Source organism: Verrucomicrobiia bacterium (genome assembly GCA_035765895.1).
Lineage (GTDB): Bacteria > Verrucomicrobiota > Verrucomicrobiia > Limisphaerales > DSYF01 > DSYF01.
Window position 1 is genome coordinate 24,180 of the sequence record DASTWL010000009.1, and the last position, 25,389, is coordinate 49,568.

A 25,389-nucleotide genomic window follows, 5' to 3' on the forward strand; every position below is an offset into this window, starting at 1 on the left:
AACGCGACGTCTGGCGCGTGAGCCGAAACGACCGCGCGGCGCAGGCCAATTTTCCGTTCCCATGAATCCGAACCTGACTCCCGCTGAACTTGCCCGGCACATCGAACTCACGCCGTTGCGCGCGGATCTGACGGCCCGGCAGCTCGACCAGCTCTGCGCCGAAGCGCGCGAACATGCCTTTGCCGCGGTGTGCGTGAACACGTCGCGCCTCGAACTCGCCCGGCATCGGCTCGAAGAATCCACCGTTAAAGTCGCGGCGCTGGTGGCGTTTCCGCTCGGCGCGATGGACGCCGACGTCAAGCGTTACGAGACGGAAATGGCGGTGGATTTCGGCGCGCAGGAAATTGACGTGGCGCTGAACCTCGGCCGTTTCAAGGACGGTGATGACCCATACGTCCTGCGCGAACTTCGCGACATCGTCGAGGCGGCCGATGAACGCCCGGTCAAAGTCATCGTCGAGGCCGGCCTGCTGACGCCCGCGGAACGTGACCGGCTGTGCCCGCTCGTCCTCGACGCGGGCGTGGAATTCATCAAAACCACCAGCGGCTTTGGTGCAGGCGGCACAACGGTGGAGATCGTGAGCTTCTTTCGCGGTGCGCTCGGAGAAAAGTTCGGCATCGTGGCGAACTGTGCCGCCGGCGACTTTGCCACCGCGGCGGCCTTGCTTGCGGCCGGCGCGACGCGGATTGGCATCGCTTCGGGATTGAAGATCGTCCCGCCGACGCCCGCCGCTCAATAAATCACCACCGGCGCGGTCACGTAGATTTCACCGGCGGTTTTATGCCGGCTGATGTTGTCGAGGAGGAACACGGAATCCCACCGGACGGGAAAATGAATCCGGCCGTCGTTGGCGCCGCCCCAATGCGCCGCGGCGGGCGTGAGGGCCATCTCCACGTGACGCCAGCCTTGCCAGTGGATGGTGTCGCCGGTTGCCTGCCACGTCTGTCCAGCAACGTCCACGACGCGCAAACGCGGGCTTGCCCCGCCGCCGTCGCCGCAAATCCAGAACCCAAACGCGCGCGGTTCGCCGGGGATGACGCGCCCGGTTTCTCCGGTTGGGACAACGCGAAAAAACTTCCACCCGTCGTCACAGGCGTAGGTGATGCGCCACGTCGCGGGCGTGCGCCCGTCCAGCGGTTGTGGCGCGTTGGTGACGGCGAGCGTCGGCTGCGAAGCGACCTGGGCATCGCCGTCGGGGACGATGCGGCTGCCCGTCAAAAGGGTTTCCGGTGAAAAGCGAAAACGCCGGACGGGTTGTTCGAACAGCGTAACGCCGGCGTCTTCGAGACGGGCGCCCGCCGTGATTTCACCGGCGCTGTTCGCGTGGACGCGAAAGGCGAGATGCTTTTCCGCATCGTCCGCTTTGAAAACCACCGGCTGGCTGGCGCCTGCCGGGTCGCCCGCCGGTCCGACCAGTAATCTCACCAGCCCGGCGAAGGGGGCGTCATCCAGTTTTTCAATTTGCACGGCGAGCCAATCGGCGTCCACCGGAGCCAGGTATGCCCGCAGCGCCCGCGCCGCCGGGGCGGCGGCCAGTGCGGAGTTCGGGCCGTCGGCGATGAGATATTGCGGTGCATCCGCAATGGTGAATTGCAGGAAACCGTTGGTGGCGGTGAGCGCAGGTGCCTTGGCTCCGGTATGTTGAACCCGCGTGAAGGAGCCATTGGTCGCCGGCAGCGTGACGGGGTGCGATGTGGCCGATGTGGTCCAGACCGCCAGTCGCAGTGCGTCACCTTGGGCAAACAGCAGCGCGAAATCATCGGGATTGCCGAGCGCGAGCCGTCTCTTGAATTCATAGCCCCGCAACACCTGCGTCAGGGTTTGCGCCGCGAGATAAGCCGGTTTGGGTTCATACACCGGCGCGGGGTTCGCGCGGTAGGGAAAGCGGACGGTTCCGAAGTGATGTTCCGGATCGTGCGGGTTCGTGCCGTCGTCGTGCCAGTCATACCAGATCGAAAGCGGAATGTGCTGGGCGAGATTGTTGAGCCATTGGCGCGGGAGCATTTTGCCCTGCTGGTCGGCGCCAAAATGAGCCCAGGCGGCGGAGTAACCCCATTCGCCCGAGAGAATGGGAATCGCCTTGCCCGCCGGCGCGTAATGCTGGATGAGTTGGCGCAGGCGGTGGTAATCGGCCGTGGCGCTCTCTGGCGCCGACTGGCGGTAGGGATGCACCGACACGGCATCCCACCATTGGAGCAGTCCGGCGCGAAAGCACGCTTCGAGAAAGGGCAGGTCCACCCCGGACGTGGCGGGGCCGATAATGGCCTCCCTTGGTGCGGCGGTCCGGATGGCGTGCGACGTCGCCAGCGCCAGCGCGGTGTATTCTTCGACGTTCGCGTGCGGTTTCCAGAAGCCGCCGTTCGGTTCGTTCCAAATTTCCCAGAGGATGCCGTGCCCGGCGAAGTGTCTGGCGGCTGCGGCGGCCCAACGTGCGAAGGCGGTGCGGCCGGCCTCGGTGCGCACTTCGCCGCCGGTTTCGTAGAGCGGGTTGCCATAATCGAGGATGAACAGCGCACGCAGCTTGTGCTGGTCCAACGCGGTGAGCAGCCGGTCGTAGGCGGCAAAATCGTAGTGGTCGCGTTCGCGTTCCGTGGCAGCCCAGCTGAAATCCATCCGCACCCAGCGAAAGCCGGCATCGGCGAGCATTTCCATTTCGCCGGGCCGCGGATCGGTGAAGTGGATGTTGACGCCCAAACCTTCCGGCACCGTGGCCGCGGGCAGGGCAGGGTGCGGCTGGGCGGCGCCGGCGGCCGCGTTGAGCAGCAGCGGCACGATGAGCAGGGACAGGCGGCGGTTCATGACATCGTTATAGCGGCGCCGGGCAACGGAGGAAGCCATTTCGCGGTCATCGGCGGCGCCCGCGAATGCGGCTTGTGCGCGCGGGCCGGTTTCCTATGCTGCGCTGGCCGGCTGAATCGACCACCGGCACAACCTCAATCCGGATTGTGTTATGACCAATGAACTAGCCGTGCTGCAACAGGCCAAGGAGAAGATTGTTCAGATGAGCATCGAGTTTGGGCCGAAGGTCGTTACGGCCATCCTCATTCTCGTGGCGGGCTTTTTTGTGGCGCGCTGGGTGGTTGGCGTCGTGAGCCGGTGGTTGAGCAGACTCGAAATGGAACCACCGGTGCGCGACCTGCTCCTGCGGGTGCTGTGGGTGGTTGTGATGGGATTGTTCGCCGTCATGGCATTGCAGAATCTCGGCGTCCAACTGCTGCCGCTCATTGCCGGACTCGGCGTCGCCGGGGCGGGCATCGCGCTGGCCATGCAAGGCGTGCTCGGCAACCTGGCCGCCGGGCTGACCATCATTTTCACCAAGCCGTTCCGCGTCGGCGAATACGTTTCGATTGTGGGCGTCGAGGGACGCGTCGAGGCGATTCAACTTTTTTCGACCAAGCTCAGTCACACGGACCTGTCGCTGGTGGTGATTCCCAACCGCAAGATCGTGGGCGAGATCATGCACAACTACGGCAGGATCCGGCAGCTCAACGTGACCGTGGGCGTGGCTTACAACACCGACCTCAACGCGGCGCTCGCCGTCGTGGCCGATGTGCTGCAACAGAACCCGCGCGTGCTCAAGGAACCGGCGCCCGTGATCCGCGTCGTGACCCTTGCCGACTCATCGATCAACATCCAGGTTGGTCCGTGGGTGAATGTGCCGGATTACATTGCCGCCGGGGGCGAGGTGAACAAGGCCATCGTCGAGGCATTCCGGATGCGCAGCATCGCGATTCCCTTCCCGCAACGCGAAGTGCGGCTGTTGAATCCGGCCGCCTGAACCGTCCGCTTGCGCCCATGAAACCGCTTGCCGACTGCCGGCTTTACACGTTTGTGGACACGGCCTACCTGCACGGGCGCGATCCGGCAGGGGTGGCGCAGCAGCTGTGCGACGGCGGCTCGGACGTCATCCAGTTGCGCGCCAAGAATGCGCCGCCCGCAGATGTGCGCCGCATAGCCGGAGCCATTCATTCCATCACGCAACGGGCCGGCGTCTGGTTCGTCGTGAATGATCACCTCGACGTGGCGCGTGAAGTCGGGGCGGAGATTTGTCATCTGGGGCAGGAGGATTTTTTCGACACGGGGCACCGGCATGTGGATGAAATCCGGGGTCCGCAATCCACAACCCGGATTGGGCTTTCGACGCACGCCCCGGTGCAATGTGAACGCGCCGTGGCCGCGGGCGCGGATTACGTGGCCATCGGTCCGGTGTATCCGACGGGAACCAAACCCACCGCCAAACCGGTGACGCTCCATTACGTGCGCTGGGCGGCTCGGCATGTGAACATTCCGTGGTTCGCCATTGGCGGCATCAATCTCAGCACTCTGGATGCCGTGCTGGCGGCGGGGGCGCGGCGCGTTTGTGTGGTCTCGGCGATTCTCAACGCACCAGATATTGCGGCGGAGTGCCGGAAGTTTCGGGCGAGGATGGGCGACACATGATGCACATTCCGTGAAAAGGAATTTTCAAATCCTGATCTTTGTTATTTTGACGCTGGTTGTTACAGCAGTGCTGTTCTGGCTAGTTTGGGAGCCTACGAACGAGGACCCCGACACTACCGGCAAATACAAGCGCCAGACGATTAGTCCTTAGTTTTGACGCCCCGCACGCAACACCTTTCGCTTTCCAGTCGCCCCGTCTTTTTTTAGCTTCGCGCCTTTGCAACTCGATTTGGATTATTACTCATGAGCGTATTGATTGTTGGTTCGACGGCCCTGGATTCGATCAAAACCCCGAAGGCATCCAATCCACGGCTGCTGGGCGGCTCCGCCAGCCACGCGGCGGTGGCGGCGAGCTTTTTCAGCGACGTCAGTCTGGTGGGCGTGGTGGGCGAGGATTTTCCCCGCAAATACACGACGCTCTACAAGCGACACGGCCTGGACCTGGCGGGTTTGCAGGTGAAACCCGGCAAGACGTTTCACTGGGCGGGCGAATACGAGCTGAACATGAACCGGCGGCGGACGCTGGCCACGGAGCTGGGCGTTTTTGAAACCTTTTCGCCCGACCTGCCGGACGAATACCGCACCGCGCCGTTTGTGCTGCTCGCGAACATCGCGCCGGCCCTGCAACATCATGTGCTCAACCAAATGCGCCGTCCGCGATTCATCGCCGCGGACACGATGGATCTCTGGCTGAACATCGCGCTGTCGGACCTGCTGCGGCTGCTCAAGCGGGTGGACCTGTTCGTCCTGAACGACAGCGAGGCCCAGCAGCTGGTGAAGGAGGACAATGTCGTGGCGGCGTTGCCGAAATTGCACAAGCTCGGGCCGAAATACGTCATCATCAAAAAAGGCGAGCACGGCTCGATTCTCTCCGGGCCCGGCGGCCTCTTCATTGCCCCGGCCTATCCGCTGAAGAAAGTGGTGGATCCCACCGGGGCGGGGGACTCGTTTGTCGGGGGCTTGATGGGCTATCTGGCCGGCTCCAAGGGGCCGATCGAAACAAACCTGCGGCGCGCCATGGTTTATGGCAGCGTCACCGCCTCGTTCTGCTGCGAAGGGTTCGGGCTGACGCGGACCACGCGCACGACGCGGGCAGACATCGAGAAGCGGGTGAAGGAGCTGGTCCGCCTGGCGAGCGTCTGAGCCGTGCGCGGCTCAAGCGGCGGCGCCGCCTGATTTTTGCTGTGCGACCAGCAGGCGAAACGCTGTCAGGGCGGCGGCGCTCTCCGCTTCCTTCTTGCTCTTGCCCGTGCCACGGGCCAGTTCCCGGCCGCCGTGCAGCACGGTGCATTCAAAGACGCGGTCGTGATCGGGTCCGCTGGCGGAGACGAGCTGGTATTGCGGCGCCTCGGCGGACGTGGCTTGCAGGAGTTCTTGCAACTCGCCCTTCGGGTTGTCGATGACCGGCAGCGACGCGAGATCCGACACGTAGGCCGCAAACTCGGCCAGCACAAAGGCGCGGGCGGCTTCAATCCCGCCATCCAGAAACAGGGCGCCCACGACGGCCTCGAAGGCGTCGGCCATGGCCGAGGCCCGGTGGCGTCCGCCCGTTTGCTCCTCGCCGCGGCTCAACCGGATGTGCTCATGCAGGCCGAGGGCGCGGCCGTGTTGGGCCAGCTGGCGGCGGTTGACCAGGGTGGCGCGGGCCTTGGTAAGCGGGCCTTCGCCGTAATTCGGAAATTTCTCGTAGAGCGAGTGGGTCAGAATAAGCTGCAACACCGCGTCGCCCAAAAACTCCAGCCGTTGGTTGGTCTGAATATGCGAACCGGCTTCGTGCGCGACGCTGGGATGGGTGAGCGCCAGGGCGAGCAATTCCACGCTCCGAAACGTGTAGCCGAGCCGGGTCTGGAGTGCGCTCAGATCAGACATGCGTCGCTATTGGAAAACATTCAACCGCCTCCATGCAACCCCGAACATCCCGTCAGGGCGCGGCCGGCGGAGTTCACGCCGTTCTGGATTCATCAGCCGGTGTGGAGTTTTCCGCCACGACGGTTTCCGGGCCGACCTGTGGTAGCGTGCGCGGCTCCGGCTCAACCGTCTGGCTGCCGGTGTCGGTGGGGGGCGTGAAGCCATATTCCAGCAGGTGGGCCACATCCCGCTGCACCTGCTCGAGCTGGTTCAATTGCAGATCAGGGTCGGCAATGGTGAACACGTCACCGGTTTTCGGGTGTTCGTAAACAAAGATGCGCTGTCCCTCACGCTTGAACTGCTCTTTGATTTTCAACAGGCGCTTGCGTTCCAGCATCACGGCGAGGATGTAGGCGGCGGGTGCGTGGGCTGGATCGTTCTGCGCGATGAGCTTGCGCAGGAGGCTTTCGGCATTTTCCTTGGGCACCACTTCCGTGGGCGGGGGCGGCGCCTCGTAAGTGCCCTGCCAGTGCGAGATGAATCCCTTGCGTTCCCGGACGTCCGTGCCGAAGTCGCGCTGCCAGCAGGCCTCGCACAGATCGTGGCGGCGGAACTCGGCATGCTCCTCAAACAGCACGGTGTGATAATTCTGCTTGTCGGCAAACGGTTGGGCGCACGCCGTGCAGGCGTGGGCGCGGGACTGGATGTTCCACTCGTTCATGAATTCAGATCAGGCCACTGGACCGGCTTTGATTATCGCGAAGGGCGCAGGGGCGGCAACCCTCAATTCTGCGGGCCATGTCCGCGTCAAGGCAGTTGCTCCACCGTGAAGAACAACGCTGGATACGTGGCCGGCATCGTGTAGGCCAGCGGACCGGTGTTCGCGGCCGTCACGTCGGTGACGATGGCAAAGGGCGCCGTGAGGCTGGTGGCGGCGTAGAGCCTGTATTTCTCGCCGGCCACGGCGTTCCACGACAGTTCCACGCCAGTCGTTTTGCGAATGCCGGTCACCGCGAACACGGCCGGCAGATTCTGGCTGCCGCCGCTGTTGCTGGCGAAATTCCAGAAGCCGTTGAAATACTCCCGCGGCAAACCACTGCCCGGCCGGACCTGCACGTAGCGCCAGCTTGTGACCTCGGTGAGCAGCGACACCTGCTCAATCGGCCGGCGGTTCCCGCCTCCGGCGCCCTGTTCGCTGATTTGGGTGACGAGCAGGTTGGTCAGGTTCAAACGCAACAGGCTGGCGCCGGTGCCGTTGGTGTTCGCCAGATCGAGAACCCCATACTTGATCCGGGTGCCGGCGGCGCAATTCGTGGCCAGCGTGATCGAGGACGCATCCAGGAATTTTATGAGTTGCAGCGGCCACTGTTCGGCCCGGGCGGCTCCGCTCAACGGCGAATTCGTGGCGTGGAGGCCCGAGGAGGTGATCTGGATGCCGTCAATCCAGCCGGTATGATTTGTCTCCGACGCCTCGCCCGTCACGCGGTCCAGTTGCAGGAAGCCCGCCCAATCCGCACGGGCAGCGTGGGGCACGGTCGCTGTGGCCAGCCCCGACAGCAGCCCTGCCATACGGAGCCATTTGCGCCAGAAACGATTCACGCTTCGCATCCGTTTAATTGACCGTGCCTGTGGCCTGATCGAAGGAGCCAATCACGGGCGCACCGACGGCCTGTCCGTTGCTGACGCGCTGGTAAGTCCATTCGATCTTCTGGAAGGCGATCGAGATGCTTTCGGTGGGCCGGTTGTCGCCGCCGGCCGAACCACTGGTTTGCACGCTGGTGATGAGCGCCTCGGTGAGCTTGACCTTGTAGAATTCCACCTGTCCTCCCGATTGATCCCGCAAGGTCAACGTCACGGTGGAGAAATGGGTGCCTTGGGCACAGGCGAGTGCGAGCGGGACCGAGGCCGCGTCCACGGTCTTCATGATGTTCAGGTCGGAAAAGCTGACCTTGCCCGCGGAGATGCCGCCCGCGCCGCCGCTGCCGATGGTCGCCGGATTGGACATGCCAAACGAAAAACTCAACACAGGGATTTCATTGGTGTGTGCCGGGTCCGTGGATTCGCCCGTGATGCCCGAAATTTTCAGAAACGCGTCGTAGGCGGCCTGGGACCGGCTGACGGTCAGCAACAGTCCCGCCACGGCCACGAGCAGCGCATGCCGAAATGAAATGGTCTTCATGAGCTTTCGTTTAACAGCGGGCGTTGAATTGTAAAGCCTTTGTCCGACCGGACATTCCGTCCGTGCATCCGGGCGGAAACACGGTATGCTTCGCCGCCATGCAGTTCGGACCGCTCCAACTGACATCCAACCTGTTCCTCTCGCCGCTGGCGGGTTACACCAACCTGCCGTTCCGGCTCGTTGTGCGCGAGGTCGGCGGCGTGGGGTTGTGCACCACGGACCTCGTCAACGCCCGCTCGCTCCTGGAGAAACGGGCGAAGGCGTTCAAATTGATCGAGACCAACGCGGCGGATCATCCGCTGGCCGTGCAATTGTTCGGCTCCGTTCCCGAAGAAATGCGGGATGCCGCGCAGGTGCTCGAAGCCCGCGGCGTCAATGCCATCGACATCAACATGGGCTGCCCGGTGAAGAAGGTGGTCAAGGTGGGCGGCGGGTCGGCGATGATGACCGAGCTGGACAAGACCGCGGCCCTCGTCAAAGGCATGGTCAATGCGGTGAAAATTCCCGTGACGGCGAAAATGCGCCTGGGCTGGGACGATGACAACATCACCGCACCGGATCTGGCCCGCGCCTTGGAGGACGTGGGCGTGGCGGCGATTTTTATTCATGGTCGCACGCGGCAGCAAGGTTTCAGCGGCACCGTCAACCTCGCGGGCATCCGCGCCGTGGCGCAGGCGGTGAAGCGGATTCCCGTCATCGGCAACGGCGACGTGACGACGCCTGTGGCCGCAAAGCACATGCTCGAGGAAACCGGCTGCGCCGGGGTGAGCGTCGGCCGTGGCGCCTTTTACGATCCGTGGATTTTCAAGCGGACGAAGCACCTGCTCGCCACCGGCGAACTGCTGCCCGAACCGCCGTTTGCCGAGCGCGTGCGCGTGCTGCGGCGGCATTTCGACCTGATGGTGGACGTGTTTGGCGAGGAACTGGGCTGCCGGATGTTCCGCAAGATTGCGCCGTGGTATGCCAAACGTTTTGGTCCGGCCGCCGAATTCAACAAGCGCGTGGTGCTGATTTCCACCCGCACTGATTTTGAGGTGACGCTGGCCCATTACCTGAACTGGCGCGCGCAATTCGTGGACGAACAGGGCGAACTCCTCCCGCGCTTCCGCCAGGCACCGATGGTGGCGTCCTTCATGCAGGAGCCGGGCGAAGCGCCGCGCCAGGCCATACCGGTGCCCAAGGGACCGGTCGAGGTGTGGTGATGTAATGCGTGATGCGTGAAAGCCGGGGCACGCGTCACGTTTCACTGCCGCGCGAAGATGCGCCGGATGACGTCCTCAATCGGCACTTCCTCAATGTCGAGATCCTGCACGGGCAGTTCATCAAGCAGCGCCTTGCACACCGGCACGACGCGGTCGCGTTTCACCTTGAGCTTGATGCTGCTGGCGTTTTGTTCGACGACTTCGCCGAACCTGGCCAGCGATTCCGGCGCGCAATCGGCGGCGCCGGCGCAGTGAACGGTCAGCAGTTTGAAATCCGCAAAGCGGTCCACAATTTCCTCCAGCTTGCCATCGAAGAAAATCACGCCGTGATCAATGATGATCACGCGTTCGCAAAGCTCCTGGATGTCGGCCATGTAATGGCTGGTCAACAGGATGGTGGTGCGGTGCCGGGCGTTGTAGTCCCGCAGAAACTCGCGCACCGTTTTCTGGGAAACGACGTCGAGGCCGATGGTCGGCTCGTCGAGGAACAACACCTTGGGCTGGTGCAGCAGCGAGGCGATCAATTCCATCTTCATGCGCTCGCCCAGCGAGAGTTCGCGCACCTGGACGTTGAGCTTTTCCGCCACGCCGAGCAGTTCGGTCATTTCGCCGACGATGCGGTCGCGTTCGCGATCGGAGATGCCGTAGATTTTGGCGTTGAGATCGAGGGATTCGCGTGCGGGCAGATCCCACCAGAGCTGGTTTTTCTGGCCGAGCAACAGGGCGAACTGGCGGCGGTAATCATCGTGCCGCTGCCAGGGGACGTGCCCCAGAACGCTGGCGGTGCCGCTGGTGGGATAGAGCAGGCCGGCCAGCATTTTCAATGTGGTGGTCTTGCCCGCGCCGTTCGGGCCGAGAAAGCCGACGAGTTCGCCGGGTTCGATGCGGAAGCTGACGTCCTTGACGGCAAAAAGCTGTTCGTATTGGCGGCGGAACAACCCCTTCACCGCGCCGGCGAAGCCGGGCTGCTTCTTGTAGGTGCGGAAGGATTTGGTCAGGCCGTTGACTTCGATGACCGGCATGACGGCAGTGTCAAAATCAAACGGTCAATGTCGAGCGCGGAACCCGCTTCAGCGCATCAACTGCTTTTCGAGGTAATGGACAACCTGTCGGACGCCGGAGTCCACTTCCATGCGGTCCTTCACCAGCCGGCAGGCATGCAGCACGGTGCCGTGGTCGCGGCCGCCAAAGGCTTCACCGATGGCACTGAGGGAGTTTTCCGTCAGCTGGCGCGAAAGATACATCGCGATCTGCCGCGGAAAGGCGATGTTTTCCGGGCGGCGCTTGCTGGTCATGTCGGCCAGCCGGATGTCAAAGTGCTCGGCCACCTTCTTCTGAATGCTTTCGATGTTGATGGTGAAGCGGCCTTCCTCGTGCAGCACTTCGCGAAGCAATCCTTCCACGACTTCCGGATTGAGCTTCTGGCCCGTCAGCGAGGCAAACGAGGCGACGCGGATCAACGCGCCTTCGAGGCGGCGGATGTTGCTCCGGATGCGGTGCGCCAGAAAATCAAGGATGTCATCCTGCAGTTTGACGCCCAGCACGTCGGCCTTTTTCTTCAAGATGGCGAGGCGCATTTCGACGTCCGGCGGCTGCAGATCGGTGACCAGCCCCCATTCGAAGCGGGACACCAGCCGGTGTTCGAGCCCCTGGATTTCGCTGGCCGGCCGGTCGCACGTGAGGACGATTTGCTTGTGCGCCTCGTGCAGCGCGTTGAACGTGTGGAAGAATTCCTCCTGAATCCGCTCCTTGCCGGCCAGGAACTGGATGTCGTCGATGAGCAGCACGTCCGTCTGGCGGTATTTTTTGCGGAACTTCACCAGCTGGTTGTTTTGCAGCGCGTCAATGAATTCATTCGTGAATTTTTCCGAGGAGACGTAGGCGACTTTCGCGTTTTTCTTGGCGCCGACCACGTGCTGGCCAATGGCGTGCAGCAGGTGCGTTTTGCCGAGCCCGACGCCGCCATACAGGAACAGCGGGTTGTAGGCCTTGCCGGGGGACTGGGCGACGGCCAGCGCGGCGGCGTAGGCGAAGTTGTTGTTGTTGCCGACGACGAATGAATCAAAGGTGTTCTTGGGATTGAAGGCGAGATCCCCGTTGAGGCCGGACTTTTCCGCTGCGGTGTCGGTCCGGGCTTTGGCGGGCGCGGCAATGGCGTGAGCATGGGCGGGCGGCGGCGGGGTGTTGGACACCTTGAACTTCACGTCCAGCCGTTTGCCGCAGGCCACCGCCAGCACGTCCTGCAGCAGCCCCATGTAGTTGTCCTTGAGCCAGACCTCGCAGAAATCGTTGGCGACCTCGAGTTCAATGGCGTTGGCATCGACCGAGACGGCCCGCAACGGCGCGAACCAAAGATTGAAAATGTCGGCGCTCAACATGGCCTTCAACTGAGCCTGCGCCGCGCCCCATACCTTGTCTGCTGAAACCTGCATTTGCCTCCCTTAAGCCTTGTTTTCGACCGTTTTATTCACCTTGCCACTTTACACGGATGTAACACGTCATTCGGTTTGTCGTTTTACCATCAAATCGCACCCGGGCCAGAAAAAAGCTTTCGGCGGCATCGGGATTCTTGCGGTCGCTTTCACGGCTTGGTTGTAAGTCATTCAAAAACAATGTTTTAGATTCTTGAAAAAACAGGCGGCCGGCTGGTTGAAACGAGACGGCCGCGCGCTGGGAACTCAGTTCTGATCTCCAATGAGTATCTAGGAGAAGGACACGGGGGAGACGAGGACAACATATTTTTTGTTGTTCACGAGTTATTCACACCGTGCGTTCATCAATAAATCCGGCCCTGAAATGATATTTTGAAACGTCAAAGCGCCCCGTTGCCGGGGCGCCTGTCGTGGAAACATTGGGGGCTCACACGTCGTAATACATGGAGAACTCGTAGGGATGCGGCCGCAGGCGCAGCGCGTCGTGCTCCTTGCGCTTGCTGCTGATCCACATCTCCAAAAAGTCGCGCGTGAACACATCGCCCTTGAGCAAAAAGTCGTGATCGCGTTCCAGGTGATCCAGAGCCTCGCCGAGGCTGCCCGCGACGTTGGGCACCTGCTTCAGTTCTTCGGGAGGCAGCTCGTAGATGTTTTTGTCCAGCGGTTCGCCCGGTTCGATTTTATTGACGATGCCGTCCAGGCCCGCCATGAGCAGCGCCGCGAAGGCGAGGTAGGGATTCGCGGCCGGATCGGGCGGGCGATATTCGATGCGCTTCGCCTTCGGGCTGTCGCTATACATCGGGATGCGCACGGCGGCGGAGCGGTTGCGGGCGGAGTAGGCGAGGTTCACGGGTGCCTCGAAGCCGGGCACGAGGCGTTTGTAGCTGTTCGTCGTAGGGTTGCACAGTGCGCACAGGGCCTTGGCGTGTTTGAGCAGGCCGCCAATGTAATAGAGCGCCATCCGGCTGAGGCCGCCGTATTCATTGCCGGCGAAGAGCGGTTTGCCCTTTTTCCACAATGACTGGTGCGTGTGCATGCCGGAACCGTTGTCGCCGAAGAGGGGTTTGGGCATGAAGCACGCCGTCTTGCCATGCCGCTTGGCGACGTTTTTGACGACGTATTTGTAAACCATCATCGCGTCGGCGGCGCGCACGAGGGTGTCGAAGCGGTAGTCAATTTCCGCCTGACCGGCGGTGGCGACTTCGTGGTGCTGGCGCTCAATTTTGACGCCGAGTTCCTCCATGATCAGGCACATTTCGGTCCGGATGTCCTGCTGCGTGTCGGCGGGGGCGACGGGGAAATACCCTTCCTTGTGGCGGATTTTGTAACCAAGGTTCGGCATCTCGTCCCGTCCGGTATTCCACACCGCTTCGTCGCTCTCCACGGAGTAAAATGACCCGTTGCTGCGCGAGTCATATTGCACGTTGTCGAAAATGAAGAATTCCGCCTCGGGCCCCATGAATGACTGGTCGGCCAGACCAGTGGAGAGAAGGTATTTCTCGGCCTTCTGCGCTATGCCGCGTGGATCGCGTGAATAGGGTTCCTTGGTGCCCGTTTCCGCGATGGTGGAGGTCAGGCTCAGCGTCGGCACGGAGCAAAACGGATCGATGAATGCCGTGGCCGGGTCTGGCAGGGCCAGCATGTCGCTCGCTTCAATGCTCTTCCACCCGCGAATGGACGAGCCGTCAAAACCCAGTCCCTCCGCGAAGACCTCCTCGGTCAATTCCGCGATGGGACAGGAGAAGTGCTGCCAGGTGCCAAAGGTGTCCACGAACTTGATATCCACCATTTTTGCGCCGTGTTGCTTGGCCATTTCGATGACTGATTTGGGGGTGCTCATAATGTGGTTGCTCCATTTATTCGTGGTTGCGGCAAAAGCCGGAGGTTTGCCTGCGGGTTGTTTCGGGCCCGGACCGCCGTGTCCGTGGGGAAAATAAAGGCCATGCCTCAACGACTTTTCCTGTCCCGGCCGGCGTGATTTCGCCCAGCTTGCAAGGCTCGCGGAGGGCTGCGTTCATTTTCATCGGACGGTGGATGCGGTGATACTAGTCCGGCCGGGAAGCGAGTAAACAGGAATGTGCAGACCGCGAATGTGCCGGCGCATCCGGGCTTGTCCTTGCCGCGCTCCGGTGGCGGCCATTGCCCGGCAGACCAATTTAAGTGGGGGCCGGCTCATTCGGTGCGGCGACGGGTCCTTATAGCTTATCCATGTTAGATGTTTCGATAATACCTTTCTTGCGGACTTGACGGCAATAAGTGGCTATGATTTGTTACGTGCGTATTCAGCAGGGAAAATATGAGGCCAGCAAGAAGCTGGGTGTTCTTTGAAGATTTTTAAGATTTCGGCGCCGTATTAATAGTTCAGGTCGGCGTCGATGTTCTCCGAAATCCTGCTGTTGAACTAATCGAAAATTCCCCGGGCCTTTCAGCCACCCTCTGGCTGTCTGGCCCGGTTTTTGTTTTTACGGATTCAACTTTGCCGGGTCTGCCGCAGCAGCGACCAGCCGCGCGTGAACACCTCCGGCGGGAAACCCATGGCGACTTTGAGCTGGTAATCCCGCTCCAGGACGTTGGGCTGGCGCCGGGATTGCCGCCACGCCCGCCAGTCAACGAAGCCACGCAGCCACGCCCACAGCCCTTCCACGGGCACCGGGTAATCGCTGCCGTGCACCATCCGCCCGACCACTTCCGGCTTCAGACAGGTGCGCACGTGTCGTCCGCGCAAGGGCACGTTGAAGGCGCTGATGTCGCCGTAGAGCCGTGGGTGATGGTTGAACATTTCCAACAGGGTGAAAAAATACTCCGGATCGGTCAGGCCGCTTTTCGTGGCGCAATGCGCGGCAATGACCGTGACCCCGCATTCCAAGGGCAGGCGCAGCACGGCGGGATTCGCCAGGTCCGGCCGCACCACGGGCACTGTGTGTTCGCCGCCCGTGTGGGCCAGCAGTGGCAGGCCGGCGGCCGCCATGCGTTCCCAAAACTTGGTGAAGCGGCGGTCGTTGCAATCGATGTTGTGGCAATTGGGCAGGCATTTCATCGCCGCCGCACCTTGGGCGAGGCAGCGCTCCAGTTCGTCGAGCGCGTCGGGCCGGGCGGGGTGAATGGACACGGCGGGCAGAAATTCGGGGTGCTCGCGCGCCAGCTGCAGCACGTAGTCGTTGGGCACATAAAACGAACCCACGTCCGGCAGTTTGCGGCCGCGTTCGTCGTAAACCTCGTCATGCGCCAGAATGAGCGCTCCGCCCAAGGATGATTGGCGGATCTGGGCCAGCAGATGCTCGACGTAGAGCGCGTCGAAATTCCGGTCGAAGGCGTCGGCTGGCAGGCCGGCGTGCCGCAGCATCAGGGCCGCCAGAGGCCGATGCCAGCCGCGAACGCGCAGCCAGCAGCCGGTGCCGCTGGCGCCCGTGCCGACGATGTGGACGTGAAAATCCAGCGGCTTGATTGACGGGGGCGGCGCGGCGGGCGTTTGCATGGCGACAGGTTGCCGACGCCATGCAGGGCGGGACAACCGAATTTTCCTGGTCGCCGTGGTGGTCGCCGGGCATCCTCGGTGTTCCTCATTTGACCGCCGTCCGGCCAGCCGGCATCGTGGGCGCATGTTCACTTGGAAACGCAGTGTGATCGTCGCGGCCGCCACCGCTTTTGCCGCGGGTTGCGCCACCTACTCCCGGACTGTGAAGTTGCATTATCCTGTCACGCCCACCACCAACGTCGTGGACAATTACCACGGCACGCTCGTCGCGGATCCCTATCGCTGGCTGGAGGATGACAACTCGCCGCAAACCAAGGCGTGGGTCGAGGCCGAGAACAAGGTGACGTTCGCCTATCTGAACGCGATTCCGGGCCGCGCCGCCCTCAAGGCGCGGCTGACCAGTCTGTGGAATTACGAGCGCTACGGCGTGCCCTTCAAGGCCGGTGACCGGTATTTCTACTCGCGCAACGACGGCCTGCAAAATCAGAGCGTGCTCTACACCGTGGATTCCCTGAACGGCGAACCGCGGGTGCTGCTCGATCCGAACACGTTGTCCAAGGACGGCACGGTGGCGCTGGCCGGAATCGCCATCAGCGAGGACGGCAATCGGATGGCCTACGGCCTGGCCACGGCGGGTTCGGATTGGAATGAATGGAAAGTCCGTGACGTGCGCACCGGGCAGGATCTGCCCGACCATCTGCAATGGGTGAAGTTCAGCGGCGCGTCCTGGCTCAAGGACGGCAGCGGGTTTTTCTACAGCCGTTACGATGCGCCCAAGCCCGGCGCGGCGCTGACCGGCGTGAACAAATTTCAAAAGCTCTATCTTCACAAGCTCGGCACGGACCAGTCGGCGGATGAACTCGTTTACGAGCGCAAGGACCAACCCGACTGGGGTTTTGGCGGCGATGTCACGGAAGATGGGCGCTACCTCATCATCACCGTGAGCGAAGGCACCGATCCGAAGAACCGCGTGCTTTACCGGGACCTCACCCGGCCGGGCGCGCCGGTGGTCGAGCTGCTGATGGATTTCGACGCCAGCTACAACTTCGTCGGCAACGACGGTCCGGTGTTCTGGTTCAAGACCGATCTCAATGCGCCGCGCGGCCGGGTCATCGCCGTGGATGTGACGCAGCCGGCGCGCGCGAACTGGCGCGAAGTCATCCCACAAAGCGCGGAAACCCTGCAAGGCGTCAGCGTCCTGAACAATCAATTTGTGGCCGAATACCTCAAGGACGCGCATACGGCGGTGAAGGTATTCCGGCTCGACGGCACCTTCGCCCATGACGTGGCCCTGCCCGGACTGGGCACAGCGGGCGGTTTCGGAGGCAAACGGAATTATACCGAGACGTTTTACAGCTTCACCAGCTTTACCGCGCCGGGAACGATTTACCGCTACGACCTGACGACGGGCGAGAGCACCGTGTTCCGCCAGCCCAGGGTGGATTTCGACGCCGATGCCTACGAGACGAGGCAGGTCTTTTACACCAGCAAGGACGGCACCCGCGTGCCGATGTTCATTGTCAGCAAGCGCGGCCTCCGGCTCGACGGCCAGAATCCCACGCTCCTTTACGGCTACGGCGGGTTCGACATCAGCCTGACGCCCGGCTTCAGCGTCAGCCGCATTGCGTGGCTGGAAATGGGCGGCGTTTATGCACTGGCAAACTTGCGGGGCGGCGGCGAATACGGCGAAGAATGGCACCAGGCCGGGACGAAACTGCACAAGCAAAACGTCTTCGACGACTTCATCGGTGCCGCGGAATGGTTAATTGCCAACCACTACACGTCACCGAAGAAGCTCGCGATTCAGGGCGGCAGCAACGGCGGCCTGCTCATCGGCGCCTGCATGACGCAGCGGCCGGATCTCTTTGGCGTGGCGCTGCCGGCGGTCGGCGTGATGGACATGCTGCGCTTCCATAAATTCACCATCGGCTGGGCGTGGGCGTCGGATTACGGTTCCTCCGACGATCCGGGGCAGTTCAAGGCGCTTTACGCCTACTCGCCGTATCACAACTTGAAGCCCGGGGTGAAATACCCCGCGACATTGATCACCACGGCGGATCACGACGATCGCGTGGTGCCGGCGCACAGCTTCAAGTTCGCCGCGCGCTTGCAGGCCGATCAGGCAGGCCATCAGCCGGTGCTGATCCGCATCGAAACCAAGGCCGGGCACGGCGCAGGCAAACCCACCACCAAACTGATTGAAGAAACCACCGACATCCTGAGCTTCCTCGCGAAGAATCTCGGGATGGGCGAACCGTTCGCCGGACGCCAGCCGTAAGCAGCGCCCCGCTCAGTTGCGCCCGGTCTTGCCCCGGTTCAGCGCTTCGGTGAACCAATCCACCGGCTGCGGCTTGGCCGGCTTGGCGGGCGGGCGCGGGCCGCTGGAACCGCCGCCCGCGATGCGCCCGGCCGGCGCACCGATTTGCGGTGCGGCCTTCATGGAAAGCCCGATGCGTTTGCGCGGCAGGTCCACTTCCATCACGGTTACCATGACCTTTTGATGCACCTTCACGACTTCGGCCGGATCCTTCACAAACCGGTCCGCGAGCTGGCTCACGTGGACGAGGCCGTCCTGATGCACGCCGATATCCACAAACGCGCCGAACGCCGTCACGTTGGTTACGATGCCCGGCAGCTTCATGCCCGGCTTCAAATCCTCCATTTTCTCGATGCCGCTCTGGAACGAGAAGACTTCAAACTGCTGGCGCGGGTCGCGGCCCGGCTTGGCCAGCTCGGCGAGAATGTCATTCAACGTCGGCAGCCCGACGGTTTCCGAGACGTAGCGTTCCGGCTTGATTTTCTGCCGCAGCGCCGCGTCCCGCAGCAAGTCGCCGACCGAGCAGTTCAAGTCCTGCGCCATGCGATCCACGATGGCGTAGCTCTCCGGGTGGACGGCGCTGGCGTCGAGCGGATGTTCGCCGTCGCGAATGCGCAGAAAGCCCGCGGCCTGCTCGAACGCCTTGGGCCCGAGGCGCGGCACCTGCTTCAATTCGGCGCGTGACTTGAACGGGCCGTTTTCGTTGCGATGTGACACGATGTTCGCCGCCAGCACGGGGCCGAGCCCGGAAACATAGCCGAGCAACTGCTTGCTCGCCGTGTTCAACTCCACGCCAACGCCGTTCACGCAGCTCATCACCACGTCGTCGAGACTGCGCTTGAGCGCGGCCTGGTCCACGTCGTGTTGATACTGGCCGACGCCGATGGATTTGGGGTCGAGTTTCACCAGTTCCGCCAGCGGGTCCATGAGCCGCCGGCCAATGGAAACGGCGCCGCGCACCGTGACGTCGTGAGTCGGGAATTCCTCGCGGGCCACTTCGGACGCCGAGTAGATCGAGGCGCCGCTTTCGTTCACCATGACGATGGGAATGTTCGCGGGCAGCTTGAGCGCGCGAACGAATGTCTCCGTCTCGCGGCTGGCGGTGCCGTTGCCGATGGCCACCGCTTCGAGCTGATATTGCCGCACGAGGCGCAGCACGACTTCCGCGGCTTCGCGCACCTCGCCGGCGGAGGCGGCGGTTGGATAAATGACCTCGTGGTGCAGCAACTTTCCCTGCCGGTCGAGACAGACGACCTTGCAGCCCGTGCGAAATCCCGGATCGATGGCCAGCACGTTCCTGCGCCCGAGCGGTGGCGCGAGGAGCAGTTCACGCAGGTTTTCCGCGAAGACCCGGATGGCCTCGGCGTCGGCGCGTTTCTTGGATTCAAGGCGCATTTCGACCTCGATGGCCGGGCCGAGCAGGCGTTTGTAGCCGTCCTCGACGGCGAGGCGCACCTGTTCGGCGGCCGGGCTGCGGCCGCGGACGAACAGTGGTTCCAGCAGCGGCAACACGGCCTCTTCGGGCGGCGTGATGCGCATCATCAAAAATCCCTCCGTTTCGCCGCGCCGGATGGCGAGCAGGCGGTGGCTGGGAATCTTGGCGAGCGCCTCGCTCCAGTCGAAGTAATCCTTGAACTTCGCCGCCGCCTCCAGCTGGTCGGGCACGACCTTGGAGCGGACGACGGCCTGGTTCCAAAACAATTCACGCAGTTTGGCGCGTGCCTGGGCGTCGTCGCTGATGCGTTCGGCAAGAATGTCACGCGCGCCCGCGAGCGCCACCTCGGCCGTAGCGACGCCTTTTTCTGCATTCACATACGCCTGCGCTTCGTGCTCGGGGTCCAGCGCGGGCGCTTGTGCGAACAGCAAATCCGCCAGCGGTTCGAGGCCCTGTTCCTTGGCGATGGTCGCGCGCGTGCGACGCTTCGGGCGGTAGGGCTGGTAAATGTCCTCCAGGGCCGTCACGCTGTCCGCGCCCGCCACGGCGGCCTGCAATTCCGGCGTCAGCAGGTTGCGTTCCTCGAGCGATTTCAGAATTGTCGTGCGGCGTTGATCCAGTTCGGCCAGCGCGAGGAGACGTTCGCGGATGCTGGTGATGGCCACTTCGTCCAGTGAGCCGGTCGCTTCCTTGCGGTAGCGGGCGATGAACGGCACCGTGGCGCCTTCGGCAAACAGTCTGGCCGTGGCGGCCACCTGCCGTGGTTGAACTTGCAATTCGCCGGCGATTTTTTGGATGTGCGCTTCGTTCATGAACAACGGGCTGCTTCAAATAGCGAAGCCCGCGGCGCCTGTAAAACGAAATGGCAGCGGACCTCGGAAAACATCCGCGTGGCGTTGACGGCGACGCTTGTTCCCCGCCAACTTGGCTCCGCAACGCATGCCCATTCGCGCCATCACCTTTGACGTTGGCGGCACGCTCATCGAGCCGTGGCCGTCGGTGGGCCACGTGTATGCGGAGGTGGCGGAGCGGTTTGGCGTGAACGGCGTGGCGCCGGACCGGCTGACGGAGAATTTCATCCGCGCCTGGAAAGCGCGGTCAGGCTTTGACTATTCGCGCGAGAGCTGGTTCGCGCTCGTCCGTGAAACATTCGCTGAACAGGCCGCGCGTTTGCCCGCGGCATTTTTTCCGGCGGTTTTCGACCGTTTCGCCGACGCCGACACGTGGCGTCTTTACGATGATGTTTTGCCGGCGCTGGAGGCGTTGGCGCGGCGTGGCGTGAAACTGGGAGTGATTTCCAACTGGGACGATCGCCTGCGACCGCTGCTGGCGGCGCTCGATCTCACCCGCTTCTTCACGAGCATCGTCGTCTCGTGCGAACTCGGCTCGACCAAGCCCGACGCGCGCCTGTTTCGGCGGGCCGCCGCGGAATTGGGGGTGGCGCCCGGGGAACTGCTGCACGTGGGTGACAGCGCGATCATGGACGTGGCGGGTGCTCAGAGTGCGGGTGCCGTCGGTTGCCGGGTGCGACGCCGGGCGGCGGCCGCGGCGGCCCACGAGGTCGGTGCTCTGACGGATCTGATCGGCCGATTGGGGGATTAGGGCCGATAACGACGGCACCATATTGCCTTATACCGCGAACGCTGCGTTGACGCTGATTCGCCAGCGTGGCTAAATTTCGAGGTTGTCAGAAGGGGCGTTTGCTTTGCCAAGCCTTCCGAAGACGTAAATCCACCACGCATGAACATCGTAGCCAGATTATTTGGTTCGACGCTGGGCAAAAAATACATCATGGCCGTCACCGGGGCGGCGATGGTGCTTTTTGTCACGGCACACATGATCGGGAACCTGCAACTGTTCCTCGGCCCCGAGGCGCTCAACCGCTACGCGCACTTTTTGCAGAGCAACATCGAACTGCTCTGGCCCGCGCGTCTGGGCCTGCTGGCCATGGTCGCACTGCACGTCTGGGCCGCGTTGACCTTGAGCCTCGAAAACAAGGCCGCGCGGCCGGTTGAATACGGCCACGGCAAAAGCCCGTTCGGCTCCACCCTGGCCTCGCGCACGATGCTCGGCGGCGGCGCGGTCATCGCGTTGTTCATCGTGTTTCATCTGCTGCACTACACGGTCTGCGCCAAGGCGGTGAACTTTACCGGGATCGATTTCACGCAACTGCACGACGCCGAGGGACGCCACGACGTGTATGCAATGGTCGTTTACGGCTTCGGCGTCTGGTATGTGGCGGCGTTTTACATTTTCGCCGTCGGCTGTCTGGCCGTGCATCTGAGTCACGGCATCGGCGCGATGTTCCAGTCGCTCGGCTGGCGCAACCACGCCTGGTGGCCGGTGATCAGCCAGGCTGCCAAAATCTGGGCCGTGGTGCTGTTTCTCGGCTACGCGGTCGTGCCGGGCGCGGTGCTGGCGGGTTACGGCAAAAGCTACGTGAATGGACTGACGCCGCTGGCGTGCTGCCTGCCGGCGTCCGTAGCCGCCCCAGCCGGGCAACCGTCCGACACCCCGGCGGCCACCAACGCGCCGGCCGCTACTTCCGAGGAGGCGAAATAACATGGCCACGCTGAATTCCAACACCCCGTCCGGCCCGCTCGCGCAAAAGTGGGAAAAACACAAGTTCGCCACCAAGCTCATCAACCCGGCGAACAAGCGGAAATACAAGGTCATCGTCGTGGGTGCCGGCCTTGGTGGCGCATCCGCTGCCGCCACGCTGGCCGAACTCGGCTACGACGTGCACAACTTTGTGTTCCACGATTCGCCCCGGCGCGCCCACTCGGTCGCGGCGCAGGGCGGCATCAACGCGGCGAAGAATTACCAGAGCGACGGCGACTCGGTGTATCGCCTGTTTTACGACACCATCAAGGGCGGTGACTTCCGTTCGCGTGAAGCCAACGTGCACCGGCTCGCCGAAGTGTCGGTCAACATCATTGACCAGTGCGTCGCGCAGGGCGTGCCGTTTGCCCGCGAATACGGCGGCCTGCTCGACAACCGCTCCTTCGGCGGCGCGCAGGTTTCCCGCACGTTCTACGCGCGCGGCCAGACCGGCCAGCAATTGCTGCTCGGCGCGTATTCGGCGTTGAACAAGATGATCGCCGCTGGTGGCGTGAAGTCTTACACGCATTCCGAAATGCTCGACCTCGTCGTGGTGGACGGCCACGCGAAGGGCATCATCGTTCGCAACCTCCAAACCGGCGAAATCACGCGGCACAACGCCGACGCGGTCGTGCTGGCGACGGGCGGTTATGGCAACGTGTTCAACCTCGCCACCTACGCGCGCGGCTCGAACGCGACTGCGATCTGGCGCGCCTACAAGCGCGGCGCGTGCTTCGGCAACCCGTGCTACACGCAGATTCACCCGACGTGCATCCCCGTCAGCGGCGATTACCAGTCGAAGCTCACGCTGATGAGCGAGTCGCTCCGCAACGACGGCCGCATCTGGGTGCCCAAGCGCAAGGAAGACTGCCAGAAGAACCCGGCGGACATTCCCGAGACGGACCGCGATTACTATCTCGAACGCATGTATGCGGCGTTTGGCAACCTCGCGCCCCGCGACATCGCGAGCCGCGCGGCCAAGCTGGTGTGCGACGAAGGCCGCGGCGTCGGTCAGACCGGGCTGGGCGTGTATCTCGACTTCGCCGATTCGATCAAGCGTCTCGGCGAGGACAAGGTCCGCGAGCGTTATGGCAACCTGTTCGCGATGTATCACGAAATTACCAACGAGGACGCCTATAAAACGCCGATGCGCATCTATCCGGCGGTGCACTACACGATGGGCGGCCTGTGGGTGGATTACAACTTGATGAGCAATCTGCCCGGCCTGTTCGTGCTCGGTGAGGCGAACTTCTCCGACCACGGCGCCAACCGGCTCGGCGCCAGCGCGCTGATGCAGGGCTTGAGCGACGGTTATTTCGTCTTGCCCGCGACCATCTCCGGTTATCTTGCGACGCAAAGCCCGGGCAAGCGTCCGGCGACGGACGATGGTTTCTTCAAGGAAGCCGAGGAGAACGTCCGCAACATCACCAAACGCCTGCTGGGCAACAAAGGCCGGCGCACGCCCGACAGCTTCCACAAACAGCTCGGCAAACTCATGTGGGAATATTGCGGCATGGCCCGCAACAAGGCCGGACTCGAAAAGGGCATCAAGTTGATCGCCGAACTGCGTGCAGAGTATTGGCAGGACGTCAAGGTGGCCGGCGAAGAAGGCGAATGGAACCAGTCCCTCGAAAAGGCCGGGCGTGTGGCCGATTTCCTCGAACTGGGCGAACTTATGTGCCGCGACGCGTTGCACCGCGAGGAAAGCTGCGGCGGCCATTTCCGCGAGGAATATCAATACACCCAGGCCGATCCCGAAGTGAAGCAAGGTCTCGTCAACCCCGGCGACGTGAAGCGCCGCGACGATCAGTTCGCCTACGTGGCCGGCTGGGAATACGCCGGTTCACCCGACAAGGCGCCGATTCTGAACAAGGAACCGCTCGTGTATGAGGAGGTTCACATGAGCACGCGGAGCTATAAATGATGTAGAACTTGAGGTCACAATTTGTGACTTCAAGTTTGCTGATGTTAAACACCCATGAGCGAAGCCAACCTCATCCCCGCCGGGCGCATTGAGCGCCGGATTCTGCTCCTGCGCGGGCAGAAGGTGATGTTGGATTTCGAGTTGGCTGAACTTTATGGCGTCGAAACACGCACATTGAACCAGGCGGTCCAGCGCAATAAAGAGCGGTTCCCCGAGGATTTCATGTTTCAGCTCTCCGACCAGGAAGTTGCAACAGTTTTGAAATCACAGATTGTGATTTCAAACGCCGAAACCCCCGAAATTCCCAAACAAAAGCCACGGAACTTGAAATCACAATTTGTGATTTCAAGTTTGGGCCACGGCGGACGGCGCAAGCCATACTTTGCCTTCACCGAACAGGGCGTCGCCATGCTTTCGAGCGTCCTGCGCAGCCCGCGCGCGGTGCTGGTCAACATCGCCATCATGCGGACGTTCGTTCAGCTCCGGCAAATGCTGGCGTCGAGCGCGGAGATGTCCGGCAAGCTCGCGGCGTTGGAGGCGAAGTATGACAAGCAGTTCAAGGTGGTGTTCGACGCCATCCGCGAACTGATGAGTGACAAGGAAGCGTCGAAACCGAAGCGTGAAATCGGCTTTCACACCGCGATGCCCCGATCTGGCAAGGTCAATGGCCGGGTAAAGGCACGCAAATCGTAAATCAAAAATCGTAAATCACAAATTTCCTATGAAGGTTAAGTTGAAAGTCTGGCGGCAGAAGAACCGGAACACGCCCGGTCAGTTCAAAACCTACGAGACGCCCGAGCTGAACGAAAACATGTCGTTCCTGGAGATGCTCGATGTGGTTAATGAGGAACTAGCCAACAAGGGCGAGGAGCCGATTGCGTTCGACCACGACTGCCGTGAAGGCATCTGCGGCACCTGCTCGCTGGTCATTGACGGCAAACCACACGGACCGCACAAGGGCGTGGCGACCTGTCAGACTTACATGCGCAGCTTCAGGGACGGCGACGTCATCTGCGTCGAGCCGTTCCGCGCGAAGGCGTTTCCGCTCATCATGGATCTCGTCGTGGACCGCAAGGCCTTTGACCGCATCCAGCACGCGGGCGGCTTCATCAGCGTCCGCACCGGCGCTGCGCCGGACGCGAACTCGATTCCCGTGCCGAAGGAAAATGCCGACCTTGCCATGGATGCGGCGCAATGCATCGGCTGCGGCGCTTGTGTGGCCGCGTGCAAGAACGCCAGCGCGATGCTGTTCGTCGCCGCGAAGGTTTCCCACCTTGGTTTGATGCCCCAAGGCCAGCCCGAGCGTTACAAGCGCGTCAAGGCGATGGTCGAGCAGATGGACAGGGAAGGCTTTGGCGCCTGCACGGTGACCGGCAGTTGCGAAGCCGTGTGCCCGAAGGAAATCAGCCTCGACTTCATCGCCCGCATGAACCGCGATTACGGCGTTGCCCTGCTCAAGGGCGATCCCAAGGCAATCGCTGGCGGTGGCGCTGGCTGATTTCATTTTCCAATCAACTTTCACGGCCCGTCACCGGC

Annotated in this window: 21 protein-coding genes; 11 read left to right on the top strand and 10 right to left on the bottom strand. The window is 62.4% G+C overall.

What is annotated here, in order from left to right:
- Positions 1-61: 61 nt before the first annotated feature.
- A complete protein-coding gene (deoC, locus tag VFV96_01770) occupies positions 62-739 on the top strand; it encodes a deoxyribose-phosphate aldolase (GenBank protein HEU5069119.1) in 678 nt (225 codons plus the stop codon).
- Here the strand turns inward: deoC and VFV96_01775 are convergent.
- Entirely contained in the window at positions 733-2,799 is a 2,067-nt protein-coding gene (locus tag VFV96_01775) for a cellulase family glycosylhydrolase (protein ID HEU5069120.1), read from the bottom strand. The genes deoC and VFV96_01775 overlap by 7 nt on opposite strands.
- Positions 2,800-2,950: 151 nt before the next feature.
- Here VFV96_01775 and VFV96_01780 point away from each other — a divergent pair, with 151 nt between their 5' ends.
- The 3 genes from VFV96_01780 (at position 2,951) to VFV96_01790 (ending at position 5,583) form a co-directional block, all read left to right on the top strand.
- Positions 2,951-3,778 (top strand): mechanosensitive ion channel family protein, encoded by an 828-nt coding sequence (locus VFV96_01780; GenBank protein ID HEU5069121.1) that lies wholly within the window; start codon positions 2,951-2,953, stop codon positions 3,776-3,778.
- A 17-nt stretch (positions 3,779-3,795) separates the two neighbouring features.
- A complete protein-coding gene (thiE, locus tag VFV96_01785; GenBank protein HEU5069122.1) occupies positions 3,796-4,440 on the top strand; it encodes a thiamine phosphate synthase in 645 nt (214 codons plus the stop codon).
- A gap of 243 nt (positions 4,441-4,683) precedes the next feature.
- Positions 4,684-5,583, top strand: coding sequence for a PfkB family carbohydrate kinase (locus tag VFV96_01790; GenBank protein ID HEU5069123.1), 900 nt, complete (start codon positions 4,684-4,686; stop codon positions 5,581-5,583).
- 12 nt (positions 5,584-5,595) lie between these two features.
- Here VFV96_01790 and rnc read toward each other — a convergent pair whose 3' ends face one another.
- From rnc to VFV96_01810, 4 genes are all read right to left on the bottom strand, one after another.
- The gene (rnc, locus tag VFV96_01795; GenBank protein ID HEU5069124.1) at positions 5,596-6,309 is read right to left on the bottom strand and encodes a ribonuclease III; all 714 of its coding nucleotides are present in this window, start codon (positions 6,307-6,309) and stop codon (positions 5,596-5,598) included.
- 73 nt (positions 6,310-6,382) lie between these two features.
- Positions 6,383-7,009, bottom strand: a complete 627-nt coding sequence (locus tag VFV96_01800) for a hypothetical protein (protein ID HEU5069125.1) — start codon at positions 7,007-7,009, stop codon at positions 6,383-6,385.
- A gap of 86 nt (positions 7,010-7,095) precedes the next feature.
- Positions 7,096-7,857, bottom strand: a complete 762-nt coding sequence (locus VFV96_01805) for a type VI secretion system tube protein Hcp (protein HEU5069126.1) — start codon at positions 7,855-7,857, stop codon at positions 7,096-7,098.
- 43 nt (positions 7,858-7,900) lie between these two features.
- The gene (locus VFV96_01810) at positions 7,901-8,467 is read right to left on the bottom strand and encodes a type VI secretion system tube protein Hcp (protein HEU5069127.1); all 567 of its coding nucleotides are present in this window, start codon (positions 8,465-8,467) and stop codon (positions 7,901-7,903) included.
- Positions 8,468-8,529: 62 nt separating this feature from the next.
- Between VFV96_01810 and dusB the strand changes: the two genes are divergently transcribed.
- Positions 8,530-9,669, top strand: a complete 1,140-nt coding sequence (dusB, locus tag VFV96_01815) for a tRNA dihydrouridine synthase DusB (GenBank protein HEU5069128.1) — start codon at positions 8,530-8,532, stop codon at positions 9,667-9,669.
- Between the two features lie 41 nt (positions 9,670-9,710).
- On the opposite strand, the gene VFV96_01820 is transcribed toward dusB, so the two are convergent.
- The 4 genes from VFV96_01820 to VFV96_01835 all read right to left on the bottom strand — a co-directional run bounded on the left by VFV96_01820 (position 9,711) and on the right by VFV96_01835 (position 15,576).
- A complete protein-coding gene (locus tag VFV96_01820) occupies positions 9,711-10,691 on the bottom strand; it encodes an ATP-binding cassette domain-containing protein (protein ID HEU5069129.1) in 981 nt (326 codons plus the stop codon).
- 48 nt (positions 10,692-10,739) lie between these two features.
- On the bottom strand, positions 10,740-12,101 hold the full coding sequence (gene dnaA, locus VFV96_01825) for a chromosomal replication initiator protein DnaA (protein ID HEU5069130.1): 1,362 nt from the start codon (positions 12,099-12,101) through the stop codon (positions 10,740-10,742).
- Between the two features lie 427 nt (positions 12,102-12,528).
- Positions 12,529-13,941 carry a type I glutamate--ammonia ligase gene (gene glnA, locus VFV96_01830; GenBank protein HEU5069131.1) on the bottom strand — a complete coding sequence of 471 codons (1,413 nt, stop codon included), beginning with the start codon at positions 13,939-13,941 and terminating at the stop codon, positions 12,529-12,531.
- A gap of 630 nt (positions 13,942-14,571) precedes the next feature.
- Complete coding sequence (locus tag VFV96_01835; protein ID HEU5069132.1) at positions 14,572-15,576, bottom strand: amidohydrolase family protein; 1,005 nt, start codon at positions 15,574-15,576, stop codon at positions 14,572-14,574.
- 124 nt (positions 15,577-15,700) lie between these two features.
- Between VFV96_01835 and VFV96_01840 the strand changes: the two genes are divergently transcribed.
- Positions 15,701-17,854, top strand: a complete 2,154-nt coding sequence (locus VFV96_01840; GenBank protein HEU5069133.1) for a prolyl oligopeptidase family serine peptidase — start codon at positions 15,701-15,703, stop codon at positions 17,852-17,854.
- Between the two features lie 12 nt (positions 17,855-17,866).
- Here the strand turns inward: VFV96_01840 and VFV96_01845 are convergent, their stop codons facing one another.
- Entirely contained in the window at positions 17,867-20,140 is a 2,274-nt protein-coding gene (locus VFV96_01845) for a Tex family protein (GenBank protein ID HEU5069134.1), read from the bottom strand.
- A 127-nt stretch (positions 20,141-20,267) separates the two neighbouring features.
- On the opposite strand from VFV96_01845, the gene VFV96_01850 reads away from it, so the two are divergent.
- The 5 genes from VFV96_01850 to VFV96_01870 all read left to right on the top strand — a co-directional run bounded on the left by VFV96_01850 (position 20,268) and on the right by VFV96_01870 (position 25,351).
- Positions 20,268-20,930: an HAD-IA family hydrolase gene (locus VFV96_01850; protein ID HEU5069135.1), complete on the top strand. Its 663-nt coding sequence runs from the start codon at positions 20,268-20,270 to the stop codon at positions 20,928-20,930.
- Positions 20,931-21,068: 138 nt separating this feature from the next.
- Positions 21,069-21,890, top strand: a complete 822-nt coding sequence (locus tag VFV96_01855; protein ID HEU5069136.1) for a succinate dehydrogenase cytochrome b subunit — start codon at positions 21,069-21,071, stop codon at positions 21,888-21,890.
- A 1-nt stretch (position 21,891) separates the two neighbouring features.
- A complete protein-coding gene (locus VFV96_01860) occupies positions 21,892-23,853 on the top strand; it encodes a fumarate reductase/succinate dehydrogenase flavoprotein subunit (GenBank protein HEU5069137.1) in 1,962 nt (653 codons plus the stop codon).
- Positions 23,854-23,907: 54 nt separating this feature from the next.
- A complete protein-coding gene (locus VFV96_01865; protein HEU5069138.1) occupies positions 23,908-24,546 on the top strand; it encodes an ORF6N domain-containing protein in 639 nt (212 codons plus the stop codon).
- Between the two features lie 28 nt (positions 24,547-24,574).
- Positions 24,575-25,351: a succinate dehydrogenase/fumarate reductase iron-sulfur subunit gene (locus VFV96_01870; GenBank protein ID HEU5069139.1), complete on the top strand. Its 777-nt coding sequence runs from the start codon at positions 24,575-24,577 to the stop codon at positions 25,349-25,351.
- Positions 25,352-25,389 lie beyond the last annotated feature (38 nt).